This window comes from Citrobacter braakii, assembly GCF_009648935.1.
GTDB classification, from domain to species: Bacteria; Pseudomonadota; Gammaproteobacteria; order Enterobacterales; family Enterobacteriaceae; genus Citrobacter; species Citrobacter braakii.
Window position 1 is genome coordinate 2,566,891 of the sequence record NZ_CP045771.1, and the last position, 26,874, is coordinate 2,593,764.

Here is a 26,874-nt window from a genome sequence, read left to right on the forward strand (position 1 = left end):
TACATTTCTCACTTTCGCTATTGAGTCGCTATTGTCATTTTGTTTATCTGCTAATGTGTAACCTGTTGTGAAATTTTTTAACAAAAGGTGCGCTATGGAATGGCATGTGAAGAAGTCTTGCTGTCACAAAAAAGCAGGCAGGCTCTATATCGTACTTTGTGATGGCGGCGGTTCGCTAAAGATGCTGGCTGAGGCTCAATCTTCCGAGTGGGTTAAGCCCGGAGACCTCCTTTCACCGCTGAAAGATGCACTGTATTGCATTAATCGCGATACCTCACGGTTAATCAAAATAATTGATGCCAGACAGTACATGTGCGACGAATGGGAACGCCTGTTACCACTGTCTGAAGATAAATAATCTCAGGGTTGGCGCTGGTGTGAAGGTAAAAAAATCGTCAGTAGCCCTGCCATGATGCACAGCACTCCGGCGAGCGCTTTCGCTGAAAATATTCCCTGCCAGCCGGGCAGGATCATTGATGCAACCCACACCAGTACATAGCTCAGGCTGAGCAGGGCATACGCTTTGCTCAGTGCGAGCTGGTGCAGCGCTTTATGCCAGCAAATCACCGACAGTAAATACCCTGCCAGTCCGGCATACAGAGCAAACGCGCCAACGCTAAGAGAGAATACGGCAGAAATGAATTGCTGCGGCTGCAGCATTGGCGGCAGATTATCCATCGCAAAGCCGAGACTCAACTGGGCGGCTGAAGTGATAATAACGCTGCATAATCCCCAAAAGATGCCCATTACACCGCACTCCCAAGAATAAAGATGCCGGTGATGATTAACCCCACTCCCAGCCAGTGGCGCGGGGTGACGGGTTCGCGCCAGATTTTCCAGGCAGCCAGAGTCACCCATACAAAATTAAGACTCAGCATGGGGTAGGCGATGCCGACCGGAATGTTCTGCAGCACTGCCAGCCATAGCAGCATAGCCAGACCGAGACTTGCCAGAGCAAGCCCAATCCATAGCGTAATGTGGCGTTTTCGCGCTCGAACGGGAACGGGTCGCGACGCCTGCTTCTGGCATAATTGACCGCAGACGCTGAGCAGGCTGGCGAGAACTAAGGCTATCCAGATCATTTCGGCCGATACTGAATCAGGACCAGACGCCCCTGATTATCGATATAGTCAGCGGGAGGGATAGCAAGTCGATTAATATCTTCATCCTTATCGACTGAAAGCACGAGCGTAATGTTTCCTTGCTGACGATGTTGCGCTAACCACTCGGCAAAGTTCCCCCGCCCGACAAAACGCCCCTGGGCATCCGGGTAGTTAAGGCCATATTTTAACTCGCCCGTTTGTCCGTACATTATGATGTCGTCACGCTTCAGGCTCCAGGCCAGCCCCGCGGCGACGCCAACGCTGTCGGTGAGAATATAACGACTCGACTCCAGCGACTCTTTGGTCATCTCGACAAAAAATTGTGGCTGTTTAGATTCCATCACCCGGTCAGGAATGGAGAAGCCAAACAACAGTGCCAGGCCTAATGGACACAGCGCTGCGAACGTCCAGTTCTTCTCGCGGTTATTTAGCGTATAGCAGCCAAAGAGCGTCCAGATGATAAAAATGCCCCACGCACAAAACACCTTATAGGTTTCGATATGCGACCAGACCGGCGTCTTTAATGGACCCAGTGTAGAAACAATAAACGTGGCGACAATGCCGGTTACACCGAACAGAACGTTGATCCAGCCATTCACGCGCAGCGCGGTTGCACCTTTTTGCGCGGCCTGCAGGCCGAACCGCGCCGTCAATATTGCCAGCGGCGCGAAGCAGGAAAGAATATAGGTCGGCAGTTTTCCTTTCGCGATGCTGAAAAACAGGATTGGCATGATAATCCAGCTCAGCAGGTACAGTGCGCTGCGCGGAACATCCCGTTCACGCCAGCCCGTACGCAGCGCGCCGGGGAGCAGCCCGAGCCACGGTAATGCGCCTGCCACCAATACCGGAACGTAGTACCAGACGGGGGCCTTATGTTGGGCATCCTCCTGCGCGAAGCGTTGAATATGTTCAACCCAGAAGAAGTAATGCCAGAAATCCGGCTCACGCCGGGCAATCGCTATTCCCCAAGGCAGCACAGTCACGATGCAACCGAGTACTGCCAGCAGACCGTAGATAATGAGATCTTTCCAGCGCTTTTGTACGAAAACCCACGGCAGTACGCTGAGTACAGGAACGGCGAGTGCCAGGAAACCCTTGGTCATCACGCCCATGCCGCAGGTTAACCCTAACAGCAGAAAGGCGGTAATTTTGCGCGTTCTGCTGGTGGCTTGCATCCCTTCCCAAAAGCAGCACATGCCCGCCATTAGCCAGAGCGCAATGATGGGATCAAGTACCGCGTAGGTGCCGATGCTGTAAACCGAAAAAAACGTTAAAAAGATAACCGAAGAGAGTACGGCGGTGCGCTTATCCCGCCACAACCGCATGGCAAGCCAGGCAACCATTAGCGCCGTCAGCAAAGTGGCAAAAATGGCTCCTGCTCTGACGCCGAAATTATTGGCGCCAAACAGCCATTGCCCGATGCTGTTTAACCAGTATCCGGCAATCGGTTTTTCAAAATACCGCAGCCCTAAAAAGTGCGGAACGATCCCGTCGCCAGAGGTCAGCATTTCCCGACTGATTTCGGCATAGCGCGTTTCATCAGGTTGCCACAGCAGGCGACTGTTGATGGGGAGAATAAAATACAGCGCAATAAAAGCGATAAATGCCAGGGTGTAGCGGACAGTAAGTTTCATCTTGTCACACTCACTGGTTGTTGGCGGCCGACCCATCCCTCTCTGCCGGGTATTTTGCCACGCACGATCTGCCCTGTTGGCAGCGAACTGACATCGTCCGGTAACAGGTCGCCGAGCGGGCAAAATGTTATCCCCATGTCTGCGGCGCGAGTAAGCAGCTCGTCAAAATTCTGCTGAAAGGCGATGCCTTCAACTTCCGCATGAATGGTATACACCGGTGTTCCTCTGCTCATCTGGATGTGGGAGAGAATGTGAGCGTTGAAGTCCACCGCCTGGACTTCCTGACCAACCACTTCATCCCAGGTGGGTAGCGTGACGGGAATTTGCGGCGTACCTGTTTTCCCGGATGTCAGCACCGGACGGAATAACGACGTTCCCCGACAGTCGCTGTTATAACGCAGATGGAACGTTTCTTTGGCGTGGACGACGCGATCGTCGGCACGCCATCCGGCAACGGCAGAACAAGTGACGGGTTGTCCGATAAGAGTTTCAAGGGCCGTGATGCCTCGTGAAATATCATCAATCAGCTGTTTGTCATTCCAGTTTCCGCTTCGCGCCTGCCAGGCATGGTGATCCCAGGCATGCAGACCGGTTTCATGAAGCAGGGCGGTTTGCGCAATGATCGCCGCGTTGGCCTGGCCGATCTCTTTTCCCGGCCAGGCGGTTCCCGCCAGCAATATATCCCATCCGTAAAGTGATGCGGCGTTTGAGCGCAGCATCTTCCACAGAAATTGTGGTTTCACAAGACGCCAGAGATGGCGTCCCATGTTGTCCGGCCCAACGCTAAAGAAAAAACTTGCCCGCACGTTATGTCGGTTCAATGTCTCCAGCAGGCGGGGTACGCCTTCGCGCGTCCCCCTGAAAGTATCGACATCTATGCGCAAGCCGACTTGGGTCATGATGTGTGTTCCGTGATATTCACACTGCGTAAGAAGAAGTCCAGCGTCTCTTCTACCGTTTCCTGCATCTCAATGGTGGGCTCCCAGTTCAGGCAGCGTTTCGCATTGCGGATGTTGGGCTTACGATGTTCAACGTCTTGATAACCTTTACCATAGTAGCTGCTGCTTTCGACGTCACGGAAACCGGCAAACGGCGGGAAGTGGCTACGCAATGGATGTTTTTCAAAGCAGGTAAGCAGCATTTCTGCCAGTTCCTGAATACTCGCTTCGTTCTGCGGATTACCGATGTTGATAATCTCACCGTCGCAGCGTCCGCCTTCGTTTTCAATGATGCGGTACAGGGCTTCGATACCATCCCGAATGTCGGTAAAGCAGCGTTTTTGCTTGCCGCCTTCAATCAGCTTAATCGGTGAACCTTCCACCAGATTGAGGATCAGTTGGGTAATGGCGCGTGAGCTGCCGATACGCGCGGCGTTAAGGCTGTCCAGACGCGGCCCCATCCAGTTAAACGGGCGGAACAGGGTGAAGCGCAATCCCTCTTTTTCGCCGTACGCCCAGATTACGCGGTCCAACAACTGCTTGGAAACGGAGTAGATCCAGCGTGGTTTATTCACCGGACCGACGATCAGATTCGAGCTGTCCTCATCGAAGACTTTGTCGGTACACATGCCGTAGACTTCGGACGTTGACGGGAAAATGATGCGCTTACGGTATTTCACGCAGTAGCGAATGATTTTCAGGTTCTCTTCAAAATCGAGCTCAAATACGCGCAGCGGGTTGCGGGTATATTCGATTGGCGTTGCGATCGCCACCAGCGGCAGCACGACGTCGCATTTTTTAACATGGTATTCAATCCATTCGGAGTGAATGCTGATGTCGCCTTCGACGAAGTGGAATCGCGGATGCTGCAGAAAACGTCCAATGGCGTCACTGCCAATATCGAGCCCATACACTTCGTAATGATCTTCTTGCAGCAGGCGTTCGGTCAGATGGTTACCAATGAAGCCATTAACGCCGAGGATCAGCACACGGGTACGGCATTTGCTGGTGGCAACCGACTGGCTGTTCAGGCGAGAACCTGGTACCAGGCCCAGAACCTGCGCCAGTTGCGACCCTTGCATTGCAATACCATCGCCAGCTTGTCCGGTAATAATTTCCAGGGCGCCATCGCCGCAGGCGATCAGCAAAGGAGAAACGGAGATGACGGTACCCGGTTGGGCCGCTGAGTCATTTACGCAAACGCGCGATGACCAGACGGTGAACTTTTGTGTGCCGACATAGCTATATGCGCCCGGCCACGGATCGCTGACGGCGCGGACCTGGTTATGCAACTCCGCGGCAGGTGTGTTCCAGTCGAGGAAGCTATCTTCCGGTGTACGGCGACCAAAACAGGTAGCATCTGCTTCCTGTTGGGGGCGTTCTGCATAATCCCCGGTTTTAATCGCGGGCAGTGCCTGTTCCAGCAGGTGACGCGCAGCCTGGCACAATTTATGGTGCAGCGTTAACGCCACGTCATCTGGCGAAATAGCGACGCGCTGCTGGGCAATAATGGCGCCAGCATCCGCGCGTTTGACCATGCGGTGAAGCGTGACGCCGGTTTCGGTTTCGCCATTGACCAATACCCAGTTCAGCGGCGCGCGACCACGGTATTTCGGCAGCAACGAACCATGCAGATTAAAAGCCCCGGCAGGCGCAAGACTGAGGATCTCATCACTCAGTAAATGACGATAGTAGAACGAGAAGATAACATCCGGCGCCAGTTGGCTAATGCGTTCAATCCATAAGGGATGATTGACCTCGTCCGGGGCGTAAACCGGAATTCCGGCGCTGGCGGCAAGGCGGGAAACCGATCCAAAAAATGCTTTTTCGCCCGGATTATCGGTGTGCGTGAAAATGGCAGCGATTTCATAACCTGCATCCAACAAAGCCTGGACACCCTGACATCCCATATCGTGATAGGCAAATACGATGGCTTTCATGCGCGGTTTTCCTCGGTTGGCTGCGTGGTTTGTGGGCGGATAACGTGTTGAACAAAATAGCGGGGGCGGGCGCGGACATCGTTATAGATGCGACCGATATATTCGCCGAGTAAACCCATGCCAATAAACTGTGCGCCGATAAAGGTAAACAGGACGGCAAACAGCATGAATACCCCTTCCGCGGCCCACTGTGGACCGAGCGTCAGACGCAGAACCACAAGCAGGATAGACAAGGTAAAGCCAGTGGCGGCGATTACGCTACCCAACAGGCTCAACATACGAAGTGGCGTTGTGGTCAGACAGGTCACCAGGTCATACATCAGGTTGATCAGACGCATAAAGCTGTATTTGGAGTCACCAAATTCTCGCTCTGCATGGTGTACCGGGATTTCCGTAGCGCGCCGGGCAAAAATGTTGGCCAGAATCGGGATAAAGGTGCTGCGCTCCTGGCAATGCAGCATGGCATCGACAATGTGGCGGCGATAAGCGCGTAACATGCAACCGTAGTCGCCCATCGCTTTACCGGTGGTGCGCTGAATCAGATGGTTAATCATTCGCGATGCGGTCTTACGAAATACGCTGTCCTGACGGTTCTGACGTACCGTGCCGACCACATCGAAGCCTTCATCTGCGGTGGCGACCAGCCGTGGGATCTCCTCCGGCGGGTTTTGCAAATCGGCATCCAGTGTGATGATCACGTCGCCGGTGACATGACTGAAACCGGCCATAATCGCCGAGTGTTGCCCGTAATTGCGATTCAATAAAATAGAAACAATGTGGCTGTTCGGTGCCTGGGAAGCGTCCATCATCAGCTGTGCGGAATGGTCGCTGCTGCCGTCATCAATTAGCAAAATTTCATAGTCTTTGCCCAATTTTTCGCAGGCAGCGCTGGTACGTCTGATTAACTCCGGTAAGCTTTCCTGCTCATTAAAAACGGGAATGACCACCGAGACTTTTTTGATCGGTGCTGCTTCAAACATGGTTATTGTCCTGCAATCTCGTGAAGTGCCGTAATTACCCGCTGGGTGTCATCGGCGGTCATATCGGGGAATAACGGCAGTGAGCAAATGCGCGCACTATTCCATTCTGTATTGGGGAGCGAAAGGGTAGTGAAGCGTTCGCGGTAATATTTTTGCGTATGGGCCGCACGAAAATGCAGACCGGTGCCGATATTTTTGGCCTTTAACGCCTCCATTAAGGCATCTCTGCTCAGACCGCAGCGGGCTTCGTCAACGCGGATGATGAACAGGTGCCAGGCGTGAACGTGCGCCCACTGGGGCAGACTCAGTGGTTGAAATGGCGTATCGGCCAGCGCCTGTTGATACTCGCGGGCAATTTGCGCCCGGCGTGAGTTCAGGTGTTCCAGTTTATTTAGCTGTACCAACGCAATGGCGGCATTGATATCCGTGAGGTTGTACTTGTACCCTGGCGCAAGCACTTCGGCCTGCGGCGCCCGGCCATAGGTTTGTCGATCAAAGGCATCAACGCCCAGACCGTGAAACTTCAGGCTGCGAAGCCGTTGGGCAAGCTGGCTGTCGTCGGTAACGATCAACCCGCCTTCGGCGCAGGTAATATTTTTGATGGCGTGAAACGAGAATATTGCCGTGCCGCGCGCGCCGACATGACGACCTTTATACAACGTCCCTACGGCGTGGGCCGCATCTTCTATAATCGGAATGCCATAGCGTTCGCCAATGGCATAAATCGCGTCCAGGTCGGCGGGGGCGCCTGCGTAATGTACCGGAATAATGGCTTTGGTTCGCGGGGTGATGGCGGCCTCAATTTGCTCCGGTGTGACCATGAGCGTATCGCGGTCGACGTCGATCATGACTGGCGTCGCACCCAACAGGACAATCATGTTGAGGGTAGAAACCCACGTCATTGACGGTGTAATGATCTCATCGCCTGCACCGATGTCCAGCGCCATCAGCGTGATGTGCATTCCTGCCGTAGCGGAGCAGACGGCGACGGCGTGTTGATTTCCCGTGAGCTGGCAGAAGGCTTCTTCCAGCTGTTGATTTTTCGGGCCGGTGGTTATCCATCCAGAGTCCAGAACCGTCTTCACAGCAGCAAGTTCTTCTGCCCCCATTGCCGGGCGAGAGAAAGGCAAAAAGTCAGACATCATTATTCCTTCAAGCCATTTAACGCCACCGACATTTTATTTTTAGTGATAAACAGGGGCGTCGTTAATTATTTCATCAGGCTTCAAAGGGTAATGACGGAAGGTTAATTTATCCTTAAGAGTTTAAGGTTTGGGAAAGAGAGAGGAATAGCGTATTTTTTATTTATCTTAATGAAAAAAAGATCATGTAGGTTCTTGAGTAGTTTGGACGACATTGCTGTTATCTGCAGACTGATGAGCGCAATGCCGCTATTAAGAATGCTAATTATATGCCGTTATTAAAATGATAATTTACAGTAATCCTTTCAAGGTTAACGTTTTACGCGTGGCGATATTTAAATCGTAAGAGCCGAGATCTTCCGCTTTAACCCAGGCGAATGCCTGGAATTCTTCGTTAATCTTCACTTCACGATTAGCCGCCACACAATCGAAGATGAGATAAATCATATAAATCTCTTCCTGACTGCCATCGGCGTACGTTTTGGTGCGAACATCGTCACTGAAGGTCCATGGCGTAATATCTGATAACACCAGTTGTTCGCCCAGCTCTTCTCTTACTTCACGGCGCAAAGCTTCTTCAATACGTTCACCCGGTTCAACGCCGCCGCCAGAAAGCGCCCACTGACCGGGGAACACACCGCGGTCGTCAGCCATTTTGCACAGTAAATAACAGCCATCGTTTTGAATTAATGGGCAAACAATTGTTCTTTGGCGCATAAGTCGAATCCTTGTAGGGGGAGGTATAGAAAATTCCATCGTGCACGCATCTTACCTTTTGCTGACGGTAGAAAAAACGCTTCATCGACGAATAACGCCGCTTTGCCAGGGAAAACAGGATGTTTGTTGAAAATGGCGTTCTGCTGCCCTCAGCGGTGTAATTGCTACAAGAATTTAACCTTATCTAAATCTTGTGAGTAGTATTTGCTTACAATATGTTATTGCATCGCTTTTTTAGTGCATTGATTCCTCGTGATCTAACAGTACAATTCACCGGTTTTGGGGCTATGTTTTGATTCTTGCTGGAAAGGATAGAAAATGAAAAAAAGTTTAATGTTGGGTTTTGCCGGAATGCTGTTTGTTTCCGCGTCGGCGAGCGCGATTAGCATCAGCGGCCAGGCTGGCGAAGACTACACCAACCTGGGGTTCGGTATGGGTACTGAGACCACCGGTTTGGCCGTCAGCGGTAACTGGATGCATAACGATGACGACGGCGATGCGGCCGGGCTGGGACTGGGTCTGAATATTCCTCTCGGTCCGCTGCTGGCAACGGTCGGTGGGAAAGGCATTTATACTAACCCGAATGATGGTGACGAGGGTTACGCGGCGGCGGTCGGTGGCGGTTTGCAGTGGCCGATTGGCGACAGCCTCCGCCTGTTTGGTGAGTATTATTACTCTCCCGATTCTCTTTCCAGCGGTATCGACAGCTATGAAGAAGCGAATGCAGGTGCGCGTCTGACCATTATGCGTCCGCTGAGCATTGAAGCCGGTTATCGCTACCTGAACCTGGCAGGCAAAGACGGTAACCGCGATAACGCGATTGCTGACGGCCCGTACGTTGGGGTTAACGCGAGTTTCTGATTTTTCCGGCGCGGCGTTCAGTCGCGCCTTCCCCCCTCCATGCGTTATAGTGTTTTCATCATAAAAGCAGGAGAACACGATGTTAAACGTGGAGATGCTATCCACCGGGGATGAAGTGTTGCACGGACAAATCGTCGACACGAATGCCGCCTGGCTGGCCGATTTTTTCTTTAATCAGGGGTTACCACTAACCCGTCGCAACACGGTAGGTGACAATCTTGATGATTTGGTCGCCGTTTTGCGTGAGCGTAGCGAACATGCCGATGTACTGATCGTTAACGGCGGTCTGGGACCAACCAGCGATGATTTGAGCGCGCTGGCGGCGGCCACGGCAAAAGGTGAAGGGCTGGTGCTGCATGAAGCATGGCTCGCCGAGATGACGCGTTATTTCCGCGATCGTGGACGCGTGATGGCACCGAGTAACCGCAAACAGGCTGAGCTACCTGCCAGTGCGGAATTCATCAATAATCCGGTAGGAACCGCGTGTGGGTTTGCCCTGAAGCTTAACCGCTGCCTGATGTTCTTTACCCCGGGAGTGCCATCAGAATTTAAAGTCATGGTTGAGCATGAGATCCTGCCGCGTTTGCGTGAGCGTTTTTCGCTGTCTCAACCCCCGCTATGCCTGCGATTAACCACCTTTGGTCGTTCTGAAAGCGAGCTGGCGCAGAGCCTGGATCCGCTGCAATTGCCTCCGGGAGTGACAATGGGCTACCGCTCGTCAATGCCGATTATCGAACTAAAGCTGACCGGGCCGGATTCCCAACGGGAAGCTATGCTGGCGCTGTGGCCAGAAGTTAAGCGGGTTGCCGGGCAGAATATGATTTTCGAAGGTACGGAAGGTTTACCCGCGCAAATCGCCCGTACGTTGCAGGAACGGCAATACAGCCTGACGCTAAGCGAACAATTTACCGGTGGTCTGGTGGCGCTGCAGCTTTCGCGCGCGAATGCTCCGCTGTTGGCGAGCGAAGTGGTTCCGCCCCAGGAAGAAACGCTGGCGCAAACGGCACACTGGATAACCGAACGACGCGGCAACCATTATGCCGGGCTGGCGCTGGCGGTATCGGCTTTCGAAAACGAACATATTAACTTTGCGCTGGCAACGCCTGATGGAACGCATGCCTTACGCGTACGGCTGAACGCTAATCGTTATAGTTTGTCGGTGCGTCAGGAAGTGTGCGCAATGATGGCGCTCAATATGCTGCGCCGTTGGCTCAACGGGCAGGATATTGCCACCGAACACGGTTGGATAGAAGTGGTTGAATCCCTGACGCTGCCTTCCTGACTTGCACTGTCTCACGCGCTTGTTATGGGAAGGCATTCTGGCCTTCCCGTTATCAGTCCAACCTGTTGTACTCTCTGTAAAAAAATCCGTGCGTTAGTTCACAATTATGCTCGTTTTTTCTCCAGCCAGCTGGAAGAACGAGAGGATTTGATGCGCTTCACAATTTTAACCCCCTTAACCTACCACACTGATTCCAGTATCTAAGACTGGAGTCCAGTATGTTGGAATCAAGCAAAGTTCCCGCGCTCACCAGGGCGATCGAAATACTCAATCTCATTGCGCGTATCGGCCCATGTAGCGCCGCCACCATCATAGAGGCGCTGGGTATTCCAAAAAGCACCGCGTACCTGTTACTTAACGAACTGAAGCGTCAGCGCTTTATCAGCATTGATCATCAGGAAAATTACTGCCTGTGGACCAAGCTGGTTGAGTTGTCCGGGCATGCGCTGAGCAAGATGGATTTACGTGAACTGGCGCGTCCCCGGCTGACACAGCTGATGGATGAGACAGGGTTACTTTGCCATCTCGGGATCATCGACCACGAAAGCGCGTATTACATTCTGAAAGTGGAATCGTCATCCACTATCAGCGTGCGCTCCCACGAAGGGAAAAGTCTTTCGCTCTATCGCTCGGGTATCGGCAAATGCCTGCTGGCCTGGCAACCGGCAGCCGCACGAAAAGCCATTATTGAACAGCTGATATGGGAACAGGCAACGCCGACCACTATCACCAGGCCACAGCAGTTGAATGACGAGCTGGAGCGTATTCGACAGCGTGGATGGAGCTTTGATAATGGCGAAGATTATCCCGATGTTCGCTGCGTTGCAGCGCCTGTTTTTAACGCTAACAATGAACTGACCGCCGCGATTTCAGTCGTCGGCACTCGTCTGCAAATTAACGAAGAGAACCGTGATTATCTGGCCGGTAAAGCGATTGCCTGCGCCAGGGATATTTCACGCCTGTTGGGATGGAAAAGTCCCTTCGACTCACTCGCTTCATAAAAAGGAGAACACCATGACCCTACCTAAAATTAAACACGTTCGTGCCTGGTTTACCGGTGGTGCTACGGCGGATAAAGGCGCTGGCGGCGGCGACTATCACGATCAGGGCGCTAACCACTGGATTGACGATCATATCGCCACGCCAATGAGCAAATATCGTGAATATGAGCAATCGCGCCAGTCCTTTGGCATCAACGTATTAGGAACACTGATTGTTGAAGTGGAAGCTGAAAACGGACAGACCGGTTTTGCTGTTTCCACGGCAGGGGAGATGGGGTGCTTTATTGTGGAAAAGCATCTCAATCGTTTTATTGAAGGGAAATGCGTCAGTGATATCAAACTCATTCACGACCAGATGCTGGGCGCAACGATGTACTACTCCGGCTCCGGCGGTCTGGTGATGAACACCATCTCGTGCGTGGATCTGGCGCTGTGGGATCTGTTTGGCAAGGTGGTGGGTTTACCGGTCTACAAACTATTGGGTGGCGCGGTACGCGACGAAATTCAATTCTACGCGACCGGTGCGCGCCCTGATCTGGCGAAAGAGATGGGCTTTATTGGCGGCAAAATGCCAACCCATTGGGGGCCGCACGACGGGGATGCAGGGATCCGCAAAGATGCGGCAATGGTAGCCGACATGCGTGAGAAATGCGGTCCGGATTTCTGGTTGATGCTCGATTGCTGGATGAGTCAGGACGTGAACTATGCCACCAAACTGGCCCATGCCTGCGCACCGTCTAATCTGAAGTGGATCGAAGAGTGTCTGCCGCCGCAGCAGTATGAAGGCTATCGCGAGCTGAAACGTAACGCCCCGGCGGGGATGATGGTCACCAGCGGTGAACACCACGGGACGCTGCAGTCCTTCCGCACACTCTCAGAAACCGGCATCGATATCATGCAGCCTGATGTGGGCTGGTGCGGTGGGTTAACCACGCTGGTGGAAATTGCCGCTATTGCTAAATCGCGCGGACAGCTGGTGGTGCCGCATGGTTCCTCGGTTTACTCGCACCACGCGGTAATCACGTTCACCAATACCCCGTTCAGCGAGTTTTTGATGACCAGCCCGGATTGTTCAACGATGCGTCCACAGTTTGATCCGATCCTTCTGGACGAACCGGTACCCGTCAATGGCCGCATTCATAAGTCGGTGCTCGACAAACCAGGATTTGGCGTCGAGCTTAACCGCGACTGCAATCTGAAGCGCCCTTATAGCCACTAATGACCAGTGCGTTGCCAATGCCACGGCAACGCCCTCATTTCTTTGAGGATCTTGCTATGAGTACCACGTTACTTGATGGTGTGGTGAAGAAAAACCGCGCCCGTTTGATTCCCTTTATGCTGGCGCTGTATGTGCTGGCGTTTCTTGACCGCTCGAACATCGGTTTTGCCAAAGAGACCTATCAGATTGATACCGGTCTGAGCAACGAAGCTTATGCGTTGGGCGCGGGGATTTTCTTTGTGGTTTACGCCTTTCTGGGGGTTCCTGCCAACCTGTTGATGCGTAAATTTGGTGCCAGAACCTGGATTGGTACCACCACGTTGCTGTGGGGATTCCTCTCTGCGGCGATGGCATGGGCGGATACTGAATCGAAATTCCTGATTATCCGTACTCTGCTGGGGGCGGCAGAGGCGGGCTTCTTCCCCGGTATGATCTACCTGACGTCCCAGTGGTTCCCCCAGCGTAACCGCGCCAGCATCATGGGGCTGTTCTACATGGGGGCGCCGCTGGCGTTAACCCTGGGATCGCCGCTTTCCGGTGCGCTGTTGGAGATGCACGGGTTTATGGGGCATCCGGGATGGTTCTGGATGTTCGTTATCGAAGGTTTACTGGCGGTAGGCGCGGGTGTTTTCACCTTCTTCTGGCTGGATGATACCCCGCAGCAGGCGCGTTTCCTGAGCGCGGAGGAAAAGGCGATGCTCATTAGCCAGTTGACAAGTGAAGAGGAAAAAAAGGTCACTTCACGCCTGTCGGATGCGCTGCGTAATGGCCGTGTCTGGCAACTGGCGATTATCTATCTGACGATCCAGGTGGCGGTGTATGGCCTGATCTTCTTCCTGCCAACTCAGGTTGCTGCGTTGTTAGGGACAAAAGTGGGCTTTACGGCTTCGGTCGTGGCGGCAATACCGTGGGTGGCGGCGCTGTTTGGTACATGGCTTATTCCTCGCTACTCCGATCGCACCGGCGACCGGCGTAATGTTGCCGCGCTGACGCTGCTGGCGGCAGGAATCGGCATTGGCCTTTCCGGGCTGGTTTCACCGGTACTGGCGATTGTGGCGCTCTGCGTCGCGGCGGTCGGTTTCATTGCGGTACAGCCGGTGTTCTGGACGATGCCAACGCAACTTCTTTCCGGGACAGCTCTGGCGGCGGGGATCGGCTTCGTCAACCTGTTTGGTGCCGTCGGCGGCTTTATTGCTCCCATTCTGCGCGTCAAAGCCGAAACGGTGTTTGCCAGCGATGCGGCGGGTCTGCTGGTCCTCGCGGGCGTCGCGATTATTGGCTCGCTAATCATCTTTACGCTGAGTGTGAACCGTTCAGTTTCACAAGCAGGCGCTGCGCATCATTAATCTTATCTACGTTGTAAGGATCGTTATGAACGCATTGTTATCAAATCCCTTCAAAGAAGGATTACGCAAAGGGGAAGTCCAGGTCGGCCTGTGGCTTAGTTCGACCACCTCTTACATGGCGGAGATTGCCGCGACGTCGGGCTATGACTGGCTGCTGATTGATGGAGAACACGCGCCGAACACGGTGCAGGATCTTTACCATCAGTTGCAGGCGATTGCGCCTTATGCCAGCCAGCCTGTGGTTCGCCCGGTGGAGGGCAGTAAAGCGTTGATCAAGCAGGTGCTGGATATTGGCGCGCAGACGCTGCTTGTCCCGATGGTCGACAGCGCAGAGCAGGCGCTTCAGGTGGTTTCCGCGACTCGTTATCCACCGCTCGGCGAGCGTGGTGTCGGCGCCAGCGTGGCACGGGCGGCGCGCTGGGGGCGTATCGACAATTATATGGCCCAGGCTAATGAATCACTCTGCCTGCTGGTACAGGTCGAAAGCAAAGCGGCACTGGATAATCTGGATGCCATTCTGGACGTTGACGGTATTGACGGTGTCTTTATTGGCCCGGCGGATCTTTCTGCGTCGTTGGGCTATCCGGATAATGCCGGACACCCGGAGGTGCAGCGGATCATTGAGCAAAGCATTCGCCGTATTCGCGCAGCCGGAAAAGCAGCCGGTTTCCTCGCTGTTGACCCAGCAATGGCGCAGAAATGTCTGCAATGGGGAGCAAATTTTGTCGCGGTAGGCGTGGATACCATGCTTTATACCGAAGCGCTGGATCGCAGGCTGGCAATGTTTAAGCCAGACCAGAGTAAGCAAACGTTGAAAAGTAGTTATTAATATCGGGCCCGGTGGTGTAGCGCCATCGGGCCTGAAATAGCTCCTAATGGTGATGCTCTGTCACGTCGTCAGCAGAAAATCCGGTAATGGTCAGGACTGTCTCATGATCGATGCCTCGCTCCAGCATCATGCGGGCAATACGTAATGCTTCTTCTCGTGTTCCTTTTAGCCAGCCTTCCTGCAATCCATTGTGATGGCCTTCCTGGCGTAGTTTCTCTGCGATCGTCATCAATTTCTCCTTGTTATGGGGTGAGCGCCCGGCAATTTCACGGATAAATTCGCTGACATGAGAAGCCTCACCGCGCTGTAGCAGATAATTAAACAGCGTTTGCAACTGGCTGTCATTAACGGTACGAGTAACTAAAAGCGCGACCAGCCTGTCCACCAGTCCCATCACATCGCGATCGCGGATATGTTTTTGCATCAGTTCAAGTAGAGCGATACGCCGATGCTGCATAATCTCGTCGTCAGATACCACAGTGATGTCCACTAGCGGAAATGCTTCTGAGTAAAGCTTGCGCGCCAGTTGTGGGTAATCAAATTCGTCCAGCCAGTTGAGCGACCACGGATACGGGCTCTGTTGCCCGTGATAAAAAAGCATGGGGATAACCAGAGGTAGCGTTCTGTATCCGGCATCCAGGTGATATTGCATGGCGGCAGTGGCATAACGCATCAGGCGAAATGCCATGTGTTGTACCGCTGTACTCTGATGTTCGATAACGCAGTAGATGTAGCCTTCACCTTCGCGGGTTTTTAACGACCACAATACGTCGGAATAGTAAGCACGGAGATCCTTTTCGATAAAACTGGTAGGCTCCAGCTTCAGCGTTTGCAGGTCACATATCTCGCGTAATGCGACGGGAAGGTGAATTTCAAGAAAATCGCGAGCCATCTCAGGATAAGAAATTATCTTTTTAAAAACCGCATCATGCGGTGTTGATGTTGCTGATTTAGCCATGGTAGTCCGTCACCAGAGGAAGAAGATGGCGTGACGGTACCCACGGATGACGCGGGCTGCATTCGTGGAATTGATTCTTTGCGTGGAGGAGTCAGAGATAAATACGTCCGGTTGCAACGTATTCAGTTATGTACAACGGCATTCGCAAAAATGCCCGGTAGCCAACGCCACCGGGCAACAGAATTAACCTAACGCTTTGGCAAGCAGGGTGATGGGGTGTTCGCAGCGTTTGCTTGTCGACATCTCAATCTGCCATTTACAGGTTTCGCAGTCGGTGACGACGATATCAGCGCCGCTGTCTTCAATCTGGCGGAACAGCGGTGCGCCAATGGACTGCGATGTCGGGTAGTTTTCCTTTTTAAAGCCGTATGTCCCGGCAATCCCGCAGCATTGCGAGTCCAGCACCGTTAGCTCCAGCCCTGGAATTTGTCGTAGCAGTTCCAGCGTGTAGAGCGTCCAGCCCATTTTCTCCATGTGGCATGGCGTGTGGTAGACCACTTTCAGCGGCAGCGTTTTCAGCGGCAGCGTTTTGCCTTCATCCAGCTTGCGCCACAGCCAGCGGGTTGCCAGTTCAATGTGTTCGCGTAGACCTGAGTTGTCGACGTCCAGCACTTCCGGATATTCATCACGCAGCGCAAAGGTGCAGGTTGATGAGGTGGCGATCACCGGAATGCCTTTGCCGTCAATTGCTTCTCTGAGGGAGGCCACGTTGCTCACCGCCTGCTTACGCGCTTTATCGGTAAAGCCGTTGGCAATCAGCGGTACGCCGCAGCATTTCTCTTTGCTCAGCAGTTGCACCCCGGTTCCCATCGCATTCAACACTTTGATCAGGTCTTTGCCGAGCTGCGGATGGTTATAATTCACAAAACAGCCGTGGAAAAAGGCAACCTGATCCTGATATTGCGCTTGCTGTGCGGCAACGCTGCGATACCAGCGGCGGAAGGTACCGAAAGAGTACTTCGGCAGCGTACGGCGATGGTCGATTTTTAGCGCGTAATCCAGCAACTGACGCACCGGTTTGAGTGAGGTGGCGGTATTCACTATCGGGGCGAACGGTGTGGACACGCTACCCATCAAATCGGTATGGCTTAAGACGAAGTTACGCAGCGACGGACGCGTAGTGTCGTATTTGGCGCGCGCGCGTTGGATGATATCGCCAATCTTCACATCTGACGGACAGGCCACTTCGCAGCGCTTACAGTTGATGCAGTATTTCAGCGCATCGTCATATAACGCGCCATCTTTCAGGCGCAGACGCTCACCGTCCGGTCCGGCCTGTTTAGGACCAGGGTAGTTCGGATTGACGCGACTTACCGGGCAGGCCGTGGTGCACACCGTGCATTTGATACAACTTTCAAAACGTGTGTCGCTCATTGCTGGCCTCCTGCACGTTTCGCAATATGATGTGCGGCGTGTAAGGCGCTAACAGCGCACACGCCGCCTCCGCAACCCTGGGCGATAGGGTCGAATCCGCCGAGAACGGAACCGATGGCATACATGTTCTCTATCGTTTGTCCCGCCAGCGACGGGCGCAGCCCGGCATCGGTCGTAACGCCAAATTGCTGCCACGGTTGTGGGTCGAAGACGTCACGCTCATACCACTCGGCGCGCGTGGCGGTTTGCTGTACATCCAGCCCCAGGATAGGTTCGTAGATGGCCTCACGCGTGGCGACCAGCCCGCTGCTGAAGAAGCTGCCGCTGGCGAGCACGGCGAAACGTGGCCGCAAAGGAATATCGGCATGATTACGGGTCCAGATTTCGCTGACCACGCCGTCCTGACAGGTGATTTTCTTCACTTCATCACCCGGCATCCAGACGCCGCCCTGGCGCACAAACTGGCGCTGCAATTTGTTATGCAAACGCATACCCAGTACCGAAGGCGGTAGGGTCGGTAACAGCGTCAGCGAGCAGGGGAGGCGCTCGTTAAGCCATTGCCAGAGCTGTTCATCCGCCAGACCGAAGCAGGCCGGCATAATTATCATGTCGCAGGTTTTTGCTACTGGCAGTAAAGCGTCATAGAGCAGCGACCATTTATCTTCGTTATCCAGCAGGCGCGCAATATTGACGGCGCGAAACTCGGTCGGGTTATCACGCAGGACATCCAGCTCAGGCAGATCGATTTCTGCCGTCTCGACGCTGAGATTGCGTTGACGCAGCGACGCCGCGGCGAGATGTGCCTGAAAATCCAGTAAACCGCTAATACCTACAACGCAGATACGCTGCGCGGACAGCGGCCAGACCGGAACTTCCGGGGAACTTAACCAGGTTGAGCGCAGCGTTCCCAGCGGGGTGATGCGTTGATGTGACTGATGTACCTTGCCTTGCAAATGCGTTCCGCATTCTTCCAGCAGATTTTGCGCCTGCTGGGCCAGCTCCAGGACGTTGTGCGTTCCGATGGTGCTGTACGGGTGCGCGGGTGCCTGAGTGCGCAGCGCATTCAGGCCTGCTTCTATATCCGTCACCGGTTGGCCATCGGGTAAGTTGCTGAGCAAATCCAGTGAGCCGGAGGAGAAATGCAGGGCGCTTTGGCCGCGAGTGACAATCGTGCAGCGTAAACCGCTTTTTTGCAGTTGCAGGCCGCACAGTAGTCCGGCCAGGCCGCCGCCGATAATGACGGTATCAAATTTCATCCTGGTGCTCCTTTTCCAGACCGCACAATCCCTGATAGACCCAGCGTGTGAATTCGCTTTCGCGCAGCGCATCTCCCCAGGCGATAGGCTGCACGCCTTTCCAGCGTTCATTGAGGAAATCGGAAAGCTGAGTGATAGATTGCGCGGCGGTGGTGACATTAAAACGTTGCAGCAAACCTGCGGCGCGGCAGGCACACAATTCGCCCTGGCAGGTCCCCATTCCAACACGGGTACGGCGACGCAAATCCAGCAGGCTGTTGACGGTCAAATTCTCGACGGCGTACTGCACTTCACCTGCAGTGACCGCTTCGCATTCACAGACCAGGCTGCGGTGCTGACGACCTTCGCTAAGCCACGCAGGGGTGCGATCGCCGTGACGGTAGACCGCTGAGCCGCGCAGTGGCGCGGGCAACGAGATCACGCGTTTGAGCGTATGCTCGGTCGATTCTTGTGAGCCAGGCAGCGCCGTGTCTGCCGTTGTGCAAGGTTGGGTATTGCCCAGTTTACGGCAAACGGCATCGGTGGCCCACTCTGCCATCAGGCGGTAGGTCATCAATTTGCCGCCGGTAATGGTGATAAACCCGTCCAGTCCGTCACGCTGGGCGTGATCGAACAGTACAATCCCACGGCTGACGTTACGTCCACTTGGATCGTCGTCGCTGGCTACCAGAGGACGCACGCCGGAGTAGGCGCGTAAAATGCGCGTTTTCGCCATAATCGGCGCCAGTTTTTCGCCTTCACGCAGCAGTATATCGACCTCTTCTGCGGTGACGCGGTTGCTGTCGATATCATCGTAATCAATGTGCTGTGAGGTGGTGCCAATCAGCGAAATGGTATCACCGGGCACCAGGATATCGGCGTCAGACGGCTTACGACAGCGGTTGATGACATGCTGGTTAATGCGGTGATCCATAATCAGCAGCGAACCTTTGGCCGGGAACATACGGATGCTCAGATCGGCATATTCCGCAATGCGCTGGCCCCAGATCCCGGCGGCGTTGACGACTACCGGTGCATGCAGAGACTGCATCTCACCCGTCAGATGATTGCGTACGTTCACGCCGCAAACCGTTGCCCCTTCACGAATCAGTCCCGTCACTTCATGCGCCGTTAAGATTACTGCGCCATGCTCACGCGCATCCAGCATGTTGGCGGCGGTTAAGCGGAAAGGATCAACCGTGCCGTCCGGCACTTTTACCGCGCCAATCAGCTGTGGGTTGACGGAAGGTTCGATAATGCGCGCCTGCTTAGGGTCAATTGCTTCTGCGCGAATACCGGCCTCTTCACAGGCGCGAATAAAGGTTGCCTGGAAGGAGAGTTCATCTTCCGGCAGGGTAATAAACAGACCGTCCGTCGGCTCAACGCAATGACGGGCGATACGTTTGAGAATTTGGTTTTCGCTGATGCACTCCCGGGCAGATTCAGCGTCGGTGACGGCGTAGCGTGCACCGCTGTGCAGCAGACCGTGGTTACGTCCGGTCGCCCCTGTGGCGATATCGTGGCGTTCCACTAAGATGACGCGCAACCCGCGCAGCGCACAATCGCGTGCGATCCCTGCACCTGTTGCTCCTCCACCAATGATAATCACGTCACTTGTTTGCGAGTCGCGAATTTTCATTGTTTTTCCTCACAGTTCGTTTTTTATCATTTAGCCACATAAAAAACATGGATTGTTTGATTTCGCGCATAATCGCTCATTATTCGAAAATGAAACGTGATTTCGTGCGCCTTTATGAACATTTGTCATAAATCTGTAACAATATGTGCAGCGTTTCACATTTTTGTTATGTATCTTTCCTTAACATCGCGGCCACACTGGGAGCGGTAGGGTAGTAATGACGAACTGCAGTGTTTACTTCGAATGAAAGACGGCCACGGAGGCTACACTATGTTGAGCATTTTTAAACCAGCGTCACACACGGCGCGTTTGCCTGCAGCGGAGATCGACCCGACATATCGTCGATTACGTTGGCAGATCTTTCTGGGGATATTCTTTGGCTATGCCGCGTACTATCTGGTACGTAAGAACTTTGCCCTTGCGATGCCGTATCTGGTTGAGCAAGGTTTCTCGCGTGGCGATCTGGGTTTTGCGTTATCCGGTATCTCCATTGCTTACGGATTTTCGAAATTCATCATGGGGTCCGTTTCGGATCGCTCGAATCCGCGCGTTTTCCTGCCAGCGGGTCTGATTCTGGCCGCCGCAGTCATGTTGTTCATGGGCTTTGTGCCGTGGGCGACTTCGAGCATTGCGGTTATGTTTGTGCTGCTGTTCCTCTGCGGATGGTTCCAGGGAATGGGGTGGCCGCCGTGTGGTCGTACCATGGTGCACTGGTGGTCGCAGAAAGAGCGTGGGGGCATTGTCTCCGTCTGGAACTGTGCGCACAACGTGGGCGGTGGTCTGCCTCCTCTGTTGTTCCTGCTGGGTATGGCCTGGTTCAATGACTGGAAAGCGGCGCTGTACATGCCTGCTTTCGGTGCGATCGTCGTCGCGCTGTTTGCTTTTGCTCTGATGCGTGATACGCCGCAGTCTTGTGGCCTGCCGCCTATCGAAGAGTACAAGAACGACTACCCGGACGATTACAACGAGAAAGCGGAAGAAGAGCTGACTGCGAAGCAGATCTTCATGCAATACGTACTGCCGAACAAACTGTTGTGGTACATCGCTATCGCCAACGTGTTTGTTTATCTGCTGCGCTACGGCATCCTGGACTGGTCCCCGACCTATCTGAAAGAAGTGAAACATTTCGCGCTGGATAAATCATCCTGGGCCTACTTCCTGTATGAGTATGCGGGTATTCCGGGCACGCTGCTGTGCGGCTGGATGTCGGATAAAGTCTTCCGTGGCAACCGTGGTGCGACCGGCGTGTTCTTTATGACGCTGGTGACTATCGCGACTATCGTCTACTGGATGAACCCGGCAGGCAACCCGAACGTGGATATGGCTTGTATGATTATCATCGGCTTCCTGATCTACGGTCCGGTAATGTTGATTGGTCTGCATGCGCTGGAACTGGCACCGAAAAAAGCGGCGGGTACGGCGGCTGGCTTTACCGGTCTGTTTGGTTATCTCGGCGGTTCCGTAGCGGCGAGCGCCATTGTTGGCTATACCGTTGACTTCTTCGGTTGGGACGGCGGCTTTATGGTGATGATTGGCGGTAGCGTGCTGGCGGTTATTCTGCTGGTGGTCGTCATGATTGGCGAAAAACGCCATCACGAAGAGATCGCACTGAAGCGTAACGGGGGCTAATAGATGAAAACCACATTGAAAAGTCTCAGCGTGGCGCTAATGCTGACAGGTATTGTGGTGAGCAGCGCGGCGGTTGCCGCAGAAAAAATCGTGATTGCGCACCGTGGCGCCAGCGGTTATCTACCGGAGCATACGCTGCCAGCAAAAGCGATGGCTTATGCTCAGGGGGCTGATTACCTGGAACAGGATTTGGTGATGACCAAGGACGACCATCTGGTTGTCCTGCATGACCACTACCTTGACCGCGTCACCGATGTTGCCGAGCGTTTCCCGGATCGTGCGCGTAAAGATGGGCGCTACTACGCTATCGACTTTACGCTGGATGAGATTAAATCGCTGAAATTTACCGAAGGCTTTGATATCGAAAATGGCAAAAAGGTCCAGACCTACCCAGGGCGTTTCCCGATGGGTAAATCTGATTTCCGTGTGCACACTTTCGAAGAAGAGATTGAGTTCGTTCAGGGATTAAATCATTCAACCGGTAAAAACATTGGCATTTACCCGGAAATGAAAGCGCCGTGGTTCCATCATCAGGAAGGGAAGGACATTGCGGCTAAAACGCTGGAAGTGCTGAAAAAGTACGGGTACACCGACAAGAATGACAAGGTTTATCTACAGTGTTTTGATGTCGCAGAGTTAAAGCGCATTAAGAATGAACTGGAACCGAAGATGGGGATGGATCTCAATCTGGTACAGTTGATTGCGTACACTGACTGGAATGAAACTCAGGAGAAAAAGCCGGACGGTAGTTGGGTTAATTACAACTACGACTGGATGTTTAAACCGGGTGCCATGAAGCAGGTTGCGCAGTATGCGGACGGCATTGGGCCGGACTATCACATGCTGATTGATGAGAAGTCGAAGAAAGGCAATATCTCGTTAACGGGCATGGTACAGGACGCGCATCAGAATAAGATGGTGGTGCATCCTTATACCGTTCGTGCCGATCAACTGCCGGATTACACCACTGACGTAAACCAGCTGTATGACATTCTGTATAACAAGGCGGGCGTTGACGGGCTGTTCACCGACTTCCCCGACAAAGCAGTGACATTCCTGAATAAAGAGTAATGGCACAAGGTCTGTGATGCACCTCCGGTCACAGGCCTGGTTGGATCAAACGTTATTAACGGCTAGATAAGGCCGTCTGCCGTCAACGTGGCCATACCTGCCTCCAGGAGAAATAAAGAGCTGCCGTCCATCGGCGGCTCTTTTTTAGTCGTAATTTTTATCCCGCCACGCGTTACAGCTCTATTTCAATATCGCCTTTTGCCCGACAGCAGCAGGGCAAAATTTCACCTGGCTGAATGAAGGCCAGAGGTTCGGCAATCCAGTCGACCTGTCCCGCTACCAGACGGGTACGGCAGGAGCCGCAATAACCTGCGCGGCACTGGTATTCAACTTCAACATTGTGCGATTCGAGCGCGGCAAGCAGGGAAGGGTGTTCATCCTGGCACAGCAGTTGTGTGCCAGAGATGCGCAGAGTAACGCGGCCCATCAGAGCTGGAAGTTACTCAGGTCGTCGGTATCGACTTCCGAATCGATCTGGCCGACCAGGTAAGAGCTGACTTCCACTTCCTGCGGCGCAACCTGCACGTTATCAGACACCAGCCAGGTGTTGATCCATGGGATTGGGTTAGAGCGGGTCTGGAACGGCAAGTCGAGTCCGACAGCCTGCATACGGATGTTGGTGATGTACTCAACGTACTGGCACAGAATATCTTTGTTCAGGCCAATCATTGAGCCGTCACGGAACAGATAATCCGCCCACTCTTTTTCCTGCAGCGCGGCCTGTACGAACAGGTCGTAACATTCTTGTTTACACTCTTCGGCGATTTCCGCCATTTCCGGATCGTCCACACCGCTGCGCAGTAGATTCAGCATATGCTGGGTCCCGGTCAAATGCAGGGCTTCATCGCGGGCGATCAGGCGAATAATTTTCGCGTTGCCTTCCATCAGTTCGCGTTCGGCGAAGGCGAAGGAGCAGGCGAAGCTGACGTAGAAGCGGATCGCTTCCAGCGCGTTCACGCTCATCAGGCACAGATACAGCTTCTTCTTCAGTTCACGCAGGCTTACGACAACCGTTTTACCGTTAACGGTATGCGTGCCTTCGCCCAGCAAATGCCAGTAGCTGGTCATCTCAATCAATTCGTCGTAATAGCTGGAAATGCCTTCCGCGCGTTTCTGGATCTGCTCGTTGGTGACGATGTCATCAAACACCACCGCCGGATCGTTCACGATGTTACGAATGATGTGGGTGTAGGAACGGGAGTGGATCGTTTCTGAAAACGCCCATGTTTCCACCCAGGTTTCCAGCTCAGGGATCGAGATTAACGGCAGCAGCGCCACGTTCGGGCTACGTCCCTGAATGGAGTCCAGCAGCGTTTGATACTTCAGGTTGCTGATGAAGATATGCTTTTCATGTTCCGGCAGCGCCTGGAAGTCGATGCGATCGCGAGAAACATCAACTTCTTCCGGACGCCAGAAGAAAGAGAGCTGCTTTTCGATCAGTTTTTCGAAGATGTCATATTTTTGCTGATCGTAGCGGGCGACGTTCACCGGCTGGCCGAAGAACATCGGTTCCAGAAGTTGGTTATTTTTCGTCTGTGAAAAAGTGGTGTATGCCATTGATGTGAATCCTTTGTGGGATGAGTGCCGGATGGCGTTACAAGCACCCTTTCCGGCCTACAAACCAAGCTACTGTAGGCCGGGTGAGCCTGGTGCCACCCGGCATCGTTCATCAGATCTTACATGCGCCGCTTTCGCAGCCATCGTCCTGAATGGACGGCACCAGATCGTCCTGAGAATCTTCCGCACCGTCACGGGTGTTTTGATAATACAGCGTTTTGACACCAAATTTGTAGGCGGTGAGCAGGTCTTTCAGTAACTGCTGCATCGGTACTTTTCCGGATGGGAAGCGCGACGGATCATAGTTGGTGTTGGCGGAAATCGACTGATCGATAAATTTCTGCATGATACCTACCAGCTGCAAATAGCCATCGTTGTTCGGCATTTCCCACAGCAGTTCGTACGCGTCGTGCAGGTGTTCGTAGTCCGGCACGACCTGGCGCAGAATACCGTCTTTCGACGCTTTGATGCTCACATAGCCGCGCGGTGGTTCAATACCGTTGGTGGCGTTAGAGATCTGCGAAGAGGTCTCCGATGGCATCAGGGCTGACAGCGTGGAGTTACGCAGACCGTGCGTTTTGATGGATTCGCGCAGTTGTTCCCAGTCCAGATGCAGCGGCTCGTTGACAATAGCATCGAGATCTTTTTTATAGGTATCGATCGGCAGAATACCTTTGGAGTAGGTCGTTTCGTTAAACCACGGGCACGCGCCTTGCTCTTTCGCCAGCTCGTTAGAGGCTTTCATCAGGTAATACTGAATGGCTTCAAAGGTTTTGTGAGTCAGGTTGTTCGCGCTGCCGTCAGAATAACGCTTACCGTTTTTCGCCAGCCAGTAGGCGTAGTTGATCACGCCAATACCCAGCGTACGGCGACCCATCGCGCCGCGTTTGGCGGCAGGAATCGGATAATCCTGATAATCGAGCAGCGCATCCAGCGCGCGCACCGCCAATTCGGCCAGCTCTTCCAGCTCGTCCAGGCTGTTGATAGCACCGAGGTTAAATGCGGACAGCGTACACAGCGCAATTTCGCCGTTTTCGTCGTTAACGTCGGTCAGCGGTTTGGTCGGCAGGGCGATTTCCAGGCACAGGTTAGACTGGCGCACCGGAGCGACAATTGGATCAAACGGGCTATGGGTGTTGCAGTGGTCAACGTTCTGAATATAGATACGCCCGGTAGAGGCACGTTCCTGCATCATCAGAGAGAACAGTTCAACGGCTTTCACGCGTTGCTTGCGGATACTGTCGTCGTTTTCATATTTGGTGTACAGACGTTCGAATTCGTCCTGGTCAGCGAAGAACGCATCATACAGGCCCGGGACGTCGGACGGGCTGAACAGCGTGATGTCGCCGCCCTTCAGCAGACGGGTGTACATCAGTTTGTTGATCTGTACGCCGTAGTCCATGTGACGCACGCGGTTGCCTTCGACGCCACGGTTGTTTTTCAGGACCAGCAGGCTTTCAACTTCCAGGTGCCACATTGGGTAGAACAGCGTTGCAGCACCGCCGCGTACGCCGCCCTGGGAGCAGGATTTTACCGCGGTCTGGAAGTGCTTGTAGAACGGAATACAACCGGTGTGGAACGCTTCTCCGCCGCGGATCGGGCTACCCAGCGCACGGATGCGACCGGCGTTGATACCGATGCCGGCGCGCTGGGAAACGTATTTCACAATCGCGCTGGAGGTGGCGTTGATGGAGTCCAGGCTGTCGCCGCACTCGATCAGTACGCAGGAGCTGAACTGACGGGTAGGGGTACGCACGCCAGACATAATCGGCGTCGGCAGCGAAATTTTAAACGTAGAAACGGCGTCGTAGAAACGTTTTACGTATTGCAGACGCGTTTCACGCGGATAGTTAGAGAACAGGCAGGCCGCTACCAGAATGTAGAGGAACTGCGCGCTTTCATAAATCTCACCGGTAACACGGTTTTGTACCAGGTATTTACCTTCTAACTGCTTCACCGCAGCGTAGGAGAAGGTCATATCACGGTCGTGTACGATGAACGAGTCCATCTGCTTGAACTCTTCTTCCGTGTAGTCTTCCAGCAGATGATTGTCGTATTTGCCCATTTCAACCATTTTCACGACATGGTCGAACAGTTTCGGCGGTTCAAACTCGCCGTAGGCTTTTTTGCGCAGATGGAAAATCGCCAGGCGAGCAGCCAGGTACTGATAATCCGGTGCCTCGCGCGAGATCAGGTCGGCGGCAGCTTTGATGATTGTTTCATGGATATCGGATGTCTTGATACCGTCATAAAACTGAATGTGGGAGCGCAACTCGACCTGAGAAATCGATACGTTATTCAGTCCTTCTGCCGCCCAATCCAGAACTCGGTGGATTTTGTCGAGATTGATGCGCTCTGTACTACCATCACGCTTTGTCACCAGCAGACTCTGATTCATGTGGTTTTTTACCTGTCCGTG

24 protein-coding genes are annotated in these 26,874 nt (G+C 53.6%); 9 read left to right on the top strand and 15 right to left on the bottom strand.

What is annotated here, in order from left to right; all coding sequences use genetic code 11:
* Window positions 1-94 precede the first annotated feature (94 nt).
* Window positions 95-358: a signal transduction protein PmrD gene (gene pmrD / locus GFC06_RS11880; RefSeq protein ID WP_153690184.1), complete on the top strand. Its 264-nt coding sequence runs from the start codon at window positions 95-97 to the stop codon at window positions 356-358.
* A gap of 2 nt (window positions 359-360) precedes the next feature.
* Here pmrD and arnF read toward each other — a convergent pair whose 3' ends face one another.
* The 8 genes from arnF to nudI form a co-directional block, all read right to left on the bottom strand.
* Window positions 361-747: a 4-amino-4-deoxy-L-arabinose-phosphoundecaprenol flippase subunit ArnF gene (arnF, locus tag GFC06_RS11885; protein ID WP_016153820.1), complete on the bottom strand. Its 387-nt coding sequence runs from the start codon at window positions 745-747 to the stop codon at window positions 361-363.
* Window positions 747-1,082 (bottom strand): 4-amino-4-deoxy-L-arabinose-phosphoundecaprenol flippase subunit ArnE, encoded by a 336-nt coding sequence (gene arnE / locus GFC06_RS11890; RefSeq protein ID WP_016153819.1) that lies wholly within the window; start codon window positions 1,080-1,082, stop codon window positions 747-749. The genes arnF and arnE overlap by 1 nt, the downstream gene beginning before the upstream one ends.
* Window positions 1,079-2,737, bottom strand: coding sequence for a lipid IV(A) 4-amino-4-deoxy-L-arabinosyltransferase (arnT, locus tag GFC06_RS11895; protein ID WP_153690185.1), 1,659 nt, complete (start codon window positions 2,735-2,737; stop codon window positions 1,079-1,081). The genes arnE and arnT overlap by 4 nt, the downstream gene beginning before the upstream one ends.
* Complete coding sequence (gene arnD, locus GFC06_RS11900; RefSeq protein WP_153690186.1) at window positions 2,734-3,636, bottom strand: 4-deoxy-4-formamido-L-arabinose-phosphoundecaprenol deformylase; 903 nt, start codon at window positions 3,634-3,636, stop codon at window positions 2,734-2,736. The genes arnT and arnD overlap by 4 nt, the downstream gene beginning before the upstream one ends.
* A complete protein-coding gene (gene arnA, locus GFC06_RS11905; RefSeq protein ID WP_153690187.1) occupies window positions 3,633-5,615 on the bottom strand; it encodes a bifunctional UDP-4-amino-4-deoxy-L-arabinose formyltransferase/UDP-glucuronic acid oxidase ArnA in 1,983 nt (660 codons plus the stop codon). The genes arnD and arnA overlap by 4 nt, the downstream gene beginning before the upstream one ends.
* Complete coding sequence (gene arnC / locus GFC06_RS11910; RefSeq protein ID WP_049281478.1) at window positions 5,612-6,595, bottom strand: undecaprenyl-phosphate 4-deoxy-4-formamido-L-arabinose transferase; 984 nt, start codon at window positions 6,593-6,595, stop codon at window positions 5,612-5,614. Before arnC ends, arnA begins: the two co-directional genes overlap by 4 nt.
* Before the next feature lie 2 nt (window positions 6,596-6,597).
* A complete protein-coding gene (gene arnB / locus GFC06_RS11915) occupies window positions 6,598-7,737 on the bottom strand; it encodes a UDP-4-amino-4-deoxy-L-arabinose aminotransferase (RefSeq protein WP_153690740.1) in 1,140 nt (379 codons plus the stop codon).
* Between the two features lie 291 nt (window positions 7,738-8,028).
* Window positions 8,029-8,454, bottom strand: coding sequence for a nucleoside triphosphatase NudI (gene nudI / locus GFC06_RS11920; protein ID WP_016153813.1), 426 nt, complete (start codon window positions 8,452-8,454; stop codon window positions 8,029-8,031).
* Window positions 8,455-8,772: 318 nt separating this feature from the next.
* Here nudI and GFC06_RS11925 point away from each other — a divergent pair, with 318 nt between their 5' ends.
* The 6 genes from GFC06_RS11925 (at window position 8,773) to yfaU (ending at window position 14,992) form a co-directional block, all read left to right on the top strand.
* Window positions 8,773-9,315 (top strand): YfaZ family outer membrane protein, encoded by a 543-nt coding sequence (locus GFC06_RS11925; RefSeq protein WP_016153812.1) that lies wholly within the window; start codon window positions 8,773-8,775, stop codon window positions 9,313-9,315.
* A 79-nt stretch (window positions 9,316-9,394) separates the two neighbouring features.
* On the top strand, window positions 9,395-10,597 hold the full coding sequence (locus GFC06_RS11930) for a nicotinamide mononucleotide deamidase-related protein YfaY (RefSeq protein WP_075847736.1): 1,203 nt from the start codon (window positions 9,395-9,397) through the stop codon (window positions 10,595-10,597).
* A gap of 218 nt (window positions 10,598-10,815) precedes the next feature.
* Entirely contained in the window at window positions 10,816-11,598 is a 783-nt protein-coding gene (locus GFC06_RS11935; protein ID WP_016153810.1) for an IclR family transcriptional regulator, read from the top strand.
* 13 nt (window positions 11,599-11,611) lie between these two features.
* On the top strand, window positions 11,612-12,817 hold the full coding sequence (gene rhmD, locus GFC06_RS11940) for an L-rhamnonate dehydratase (protein WP_016153809.1): 1,206 nt from the start codon (window positions 11,612-11,614) through the stop codon (window positions 12,815-12,817).
* A gap of 56 nt (window positions 12,818-12,873) precedes the next feature.
* A complete protein-coding gene (locus GFC06_RS11945) occupies window positions 12,874-14,163 on the top strand; it encodes an MFS transporter (RefSeq protein WP_047500910.1) in 1,290 nt (429 codons plus the stop codon).
* A gap of 25 nt (window positions 14,164-14,188) precedes the next feature.
* Window positions 14,189-14,992, top strand: a complete 804-nt coding sequence (yfaU, locus tag GFC06_RS11950; RefSeq protein ID WP_153690188.1) for a 2-keto-3-deoxy-L-rhamnonate aldolase — start codon at window positions 14,189-14,191, stop codon at window positions 14,990-14,992.
* Window positions 14,993-15,035: 43 nt separating this feature from the next.
* Here yfaU and GFC06_RS11955 read toward each other — a convergent pair whose 3' ends face one another.
* From GFC06_RS11955 to glpA, 4 genes are all read right to left on the bottom strand, one after another.
* Window positions 15,036-15,950 (bottom strand): Rpn family recombination-promoting nuclease/putative transposase, encoded by a 915-nt coding sequence (locus tag GFC06_RS11955; protein ID WP_153690189.1) that lies wholly within the window; start codon window positions 15,948-15,950, stop codon window positions 15,036-15,038.
* 183 nt (window positions 15,951-16,133) lie between these two features.
* A complete protein-coding gene (gene glpC, locus GFC06_RS11960) occupies window positions 16,134-17,324 on the bottom strand; it encodes an anaerobic glycerol-3-phosphate dehydrogenase subunit GlpC (RefSeq protein WP_016153805.1) in 1,191 nt (396 codons plus the stop codon).
* Window positions 17,321-18,580, bottom strand: a complete 1,260-nt coding sequence (glpB, locus tag GFC06_RS11965) for a glycerol-3-phosphate dehydrogenase subunit GlpB (protein ID WP_046275944.1) — start codon at window positions 18,578-18,580, stop codon at window positions 17,321-17,323. The genes glpC and glpB overlap by 4 nt, the downstream gene beginning before the upstream one ends.
* Window positions 18,570-20,198, bottom strand: a complete 1,629-nt coding sequence (gene glpA, locus GFC06_RS11970; protein ID WP_016157025.1) for an anaerobic glycerol-3-phosphate dehydrogenase subunit A — start codon at window positions 20,196-20,198, stop codon at window positions 18,570-18,572. The genes glpB and glpA overlap by 11 nt, the downstream gene beginning before the upstream one ends.
* Before the next feature lie 270 nt (window positions 20,199-20,468).
* Between glpA and glpT the strand changes: the two genes are divergently transcribed.
* Both glpT and glpQ read left to right on the top strand, forming a co-directional pair.
* Entirely contained in the window at window positions 20,469-21,827 is a 1,359-nt protein-coding gene (glpT, locus tag GFC06_RS11975) for a glycerol-3-phosphate transporter (protein WP_016153802.1), read from the top strand.
* A 3-nt stretch (window positions 21,828-21,830) separates the two neighbouring features.
* Window positions 21,831-22,898 (top strand): glycerophosphodiester phosphodiesterase, encoded by a 1,068-nt coding sequence (glpQ, locus tag GFC06_RS11980; protein WP_016157024.1) that lies wholly within the window; start codon window positions 21,831-21,833, stop codon window positions 22,896-22,898.
* 172 nt (window positions 22,899-23,070) lie between these two features.
* On the opposite strand, the gene yfaE is transcribed toward glpQ, so the two are convergent.
* From yfaE to nrdA, 3 genes are all read right to left on the bottom strand, one after another.
* Window positions 23,071-23,325: a ferredoxin-like diferric-tyrosyl radical cofactor maintenance protein YfaE gene (yfaE, locus tag GFC06_RS11985; RefSeq protein WP_016153800.1), complete on the bottom strand. Its 255-nt coding sequence runs from the start codon at window positions 23,323-23,325 to the stop codon at window positions 23,071-23,073.
* Window positions 23,325-24,455 (bottom strand): class Ia ribonucleoside-diphosphate reductase subunit beta, encoded by a 1,131-nt coding sequence (gene nrdB / locus GFC06_RS11990; protein WP_016153799.1) that lies wholly within the window; start codon window positions 24,453-24,455, stop codon window positions 23,325-23,327. Before nrdB ends, yfaE begins: the two co-directional genes overlap by 1 nt.
* Before the next feature lie 112 nt (window positions 24,456-24,567).
* Entirely contained in the window at window positions 24,568-26,853 is a 2,286-nt protein-coding gene (nrdA, locus tag GFC06_RS11995) for a class 1a ribonucleoside-diphosphate reductase subunit alpha (RefSeq protein ID WP_016153798.1), read from the bottom strand.
* Window positions 26,854-26,874: the final 21 nt, after the last annotated feature.

What these genes read in the sequence shown, in the direction of transcription:
- nrdB (WP_016153799.1), bottom strand. Translation starts at nt 24,455, where the DNA reads ATGGCATACACCACTTTTTCACAGACGAAAAATAACCAACTTCTGGAA.
- GFC06_RS11925 (WP_016153812.1), top strand. Translation starts at nt 8,773, where the DNA reads ATGAAAAAAAGTTTAATGTTGGGTTTTGCCGGAATGCTGTTTGTTTCC.
- GFC06_RS11955 (WP_153690189.1), bottom strand. Translation starts at nt 15,950, where the DNA reads ATGGCTAAATCAGCAACATCAACACCGCATGATGCGGTTTTTAAAAAG.
- arnE (WP_016153819.1), bottom strand. Translation starts at nt 1,082, where the DNA reads ATGATCTGGATAGCCTTAGTTCTCGCCAGCCTGCTCAGCGTCTGCGGT.
- rhmD (WP_016153809.1), top strand. Translation starts at nt 11,612, where the DNA reads ATGACCCTACCTAAAATTAAACACGTTCGTGCCTGGTTTACCGGTGGT.
- glpB (WP_046275944.1), bottom strand. Translation starts at nt 18,580, where the DNA reads ATGAAATTTGATACCGTCATTATCGGCGGCGGCCTGGCCGGACTACTG.
- glpQ (WP_016157024.1), top strand. Translation starts at nt 21,831, where the DNA reads ATGAAAACCACATTGAAAAGTCTCAGCGTGGCGCTAATGCTGACAGGT.
- GFC06_RS11945 (WP_047500910.1), top strand. Translation starts at nt 12,874, where the DNA reads ATGAGTACCACGTTACTTGATGGTGTGGTGAAGAAAAACCGCGCCCGT.
- arnD (WP_153690186.1), bottom strand. Translation starts at nt 3,636, where the DNA reads ATGACCCAAGTCGGCTTGCGCATAGATGTCGATACTTTCAGGGGGACG.
- arnF (WP_016153820.1), bottom strand. Translation starts at nt 747, where the DNA reads ATGGGCATCTTTTGGGGATTATGCAGCGTTATTATCACTTCAGCCGCC.
- pmrD (WP_153690184.1), top strand. Translation starts at nt 95, where the DNA reads ATGGAATGGCATGTGAAGAAGTCTTGCTGTCACAAAAAAGCAGGCAGG.
- glpA (WP_016157025.1), bottom strand. Translation starts at nt 20,198, where the DNA reads ATGAAAATTCGCGACTCGCAAACAAGTGACGTGATTATCATTGGTGGA.
- arnT (WP_153690185.1), bottom strand. Translation starts at nt 2,737, where the DNA reads ATGAAACTTACTGTCCGCTACACCCTGGCATTTATCGCTTTTATTGCG.
- arnB (WP_153690740.1), bottom strand. Translation starts at nt 7,737, where the DNA reads ATGTCTGACTTTTTGCCTTTCTCTCGCCCGGCAATGGGGGCAGAAGAA.
- yfaE (WP_016153800.1), bottom strand. Translation starts at nt 23,325, where the DNA reads ATGGGCCGCGTTACTCTGCGCATCTCTGGCACACAACTGCTGTGCCAG.
- GFC06_RS11935 (WP_016153810.1), top strand. Translation starts at nt 10,816, where the DNA reads ATGTTGGAATCAAGCAAAGTTCCCGCGCTCACCAGGGCGATCGAAATA.
- arnA (WP_153690187.1), bottom strand. Translation starts at nt 5,615, where the DNA reads ATGAAAGCCATCGTATTTGCCTATCACGATATGGGATGTCAGGGTGTC.
- nrdA (WP_016153798.1), bottom strand. Translation starts at nt 26,853, where the DNA reads ATGAATCAGAGTCTGCTGGTGACAAAGCGTGATGGTAGTACAGAGCGC.
- yfaU (WP_153690188.1), top strand. Translation starts at nt 14,189, where the DNA reads ATGAACGCATTGTTATCAAATCCCTTCAAAGAAGGATTACGCAAAGGG.
- arnC (WP_049281478.1), bottom strand. Translation starts at nt 6,595, where the DNA reads ATGTTTGAAGCAGCACCGATCAAAAAAGTCTCGGTGGTCATTCCCGTT.
- nudI (WP_016153813.1), bottom strand. Translation starts at nt 8,454, where the DNA reads ATGCGCCAAAGAACAATTGTTTGCCCATTAATTCAAAACGATGGCTGT.
- glpT (WP_016153802.1), top strand. Translation starts at nt 20,469, where the DNA reads ATGTTGAGCATTTTTAAACCAGCGTCACACACGGCGCGTTTGCCTGCA.
- glpC (WP_016153805.1), bottom strand. Translation starts at nt 17,324, where the DNA reads ATGAGCGACACACGTTTTGAAAGTTGTATCAAATGCACGGTGTGCACC.
- GFC06_RS11930 (WP_075847736.1), top strand. Translation starts at nt 9,395, where the DNA reads ATGTTAAACGTGGAGATGCTATCCACCGGGGATGAAGTGTTGCACGGA.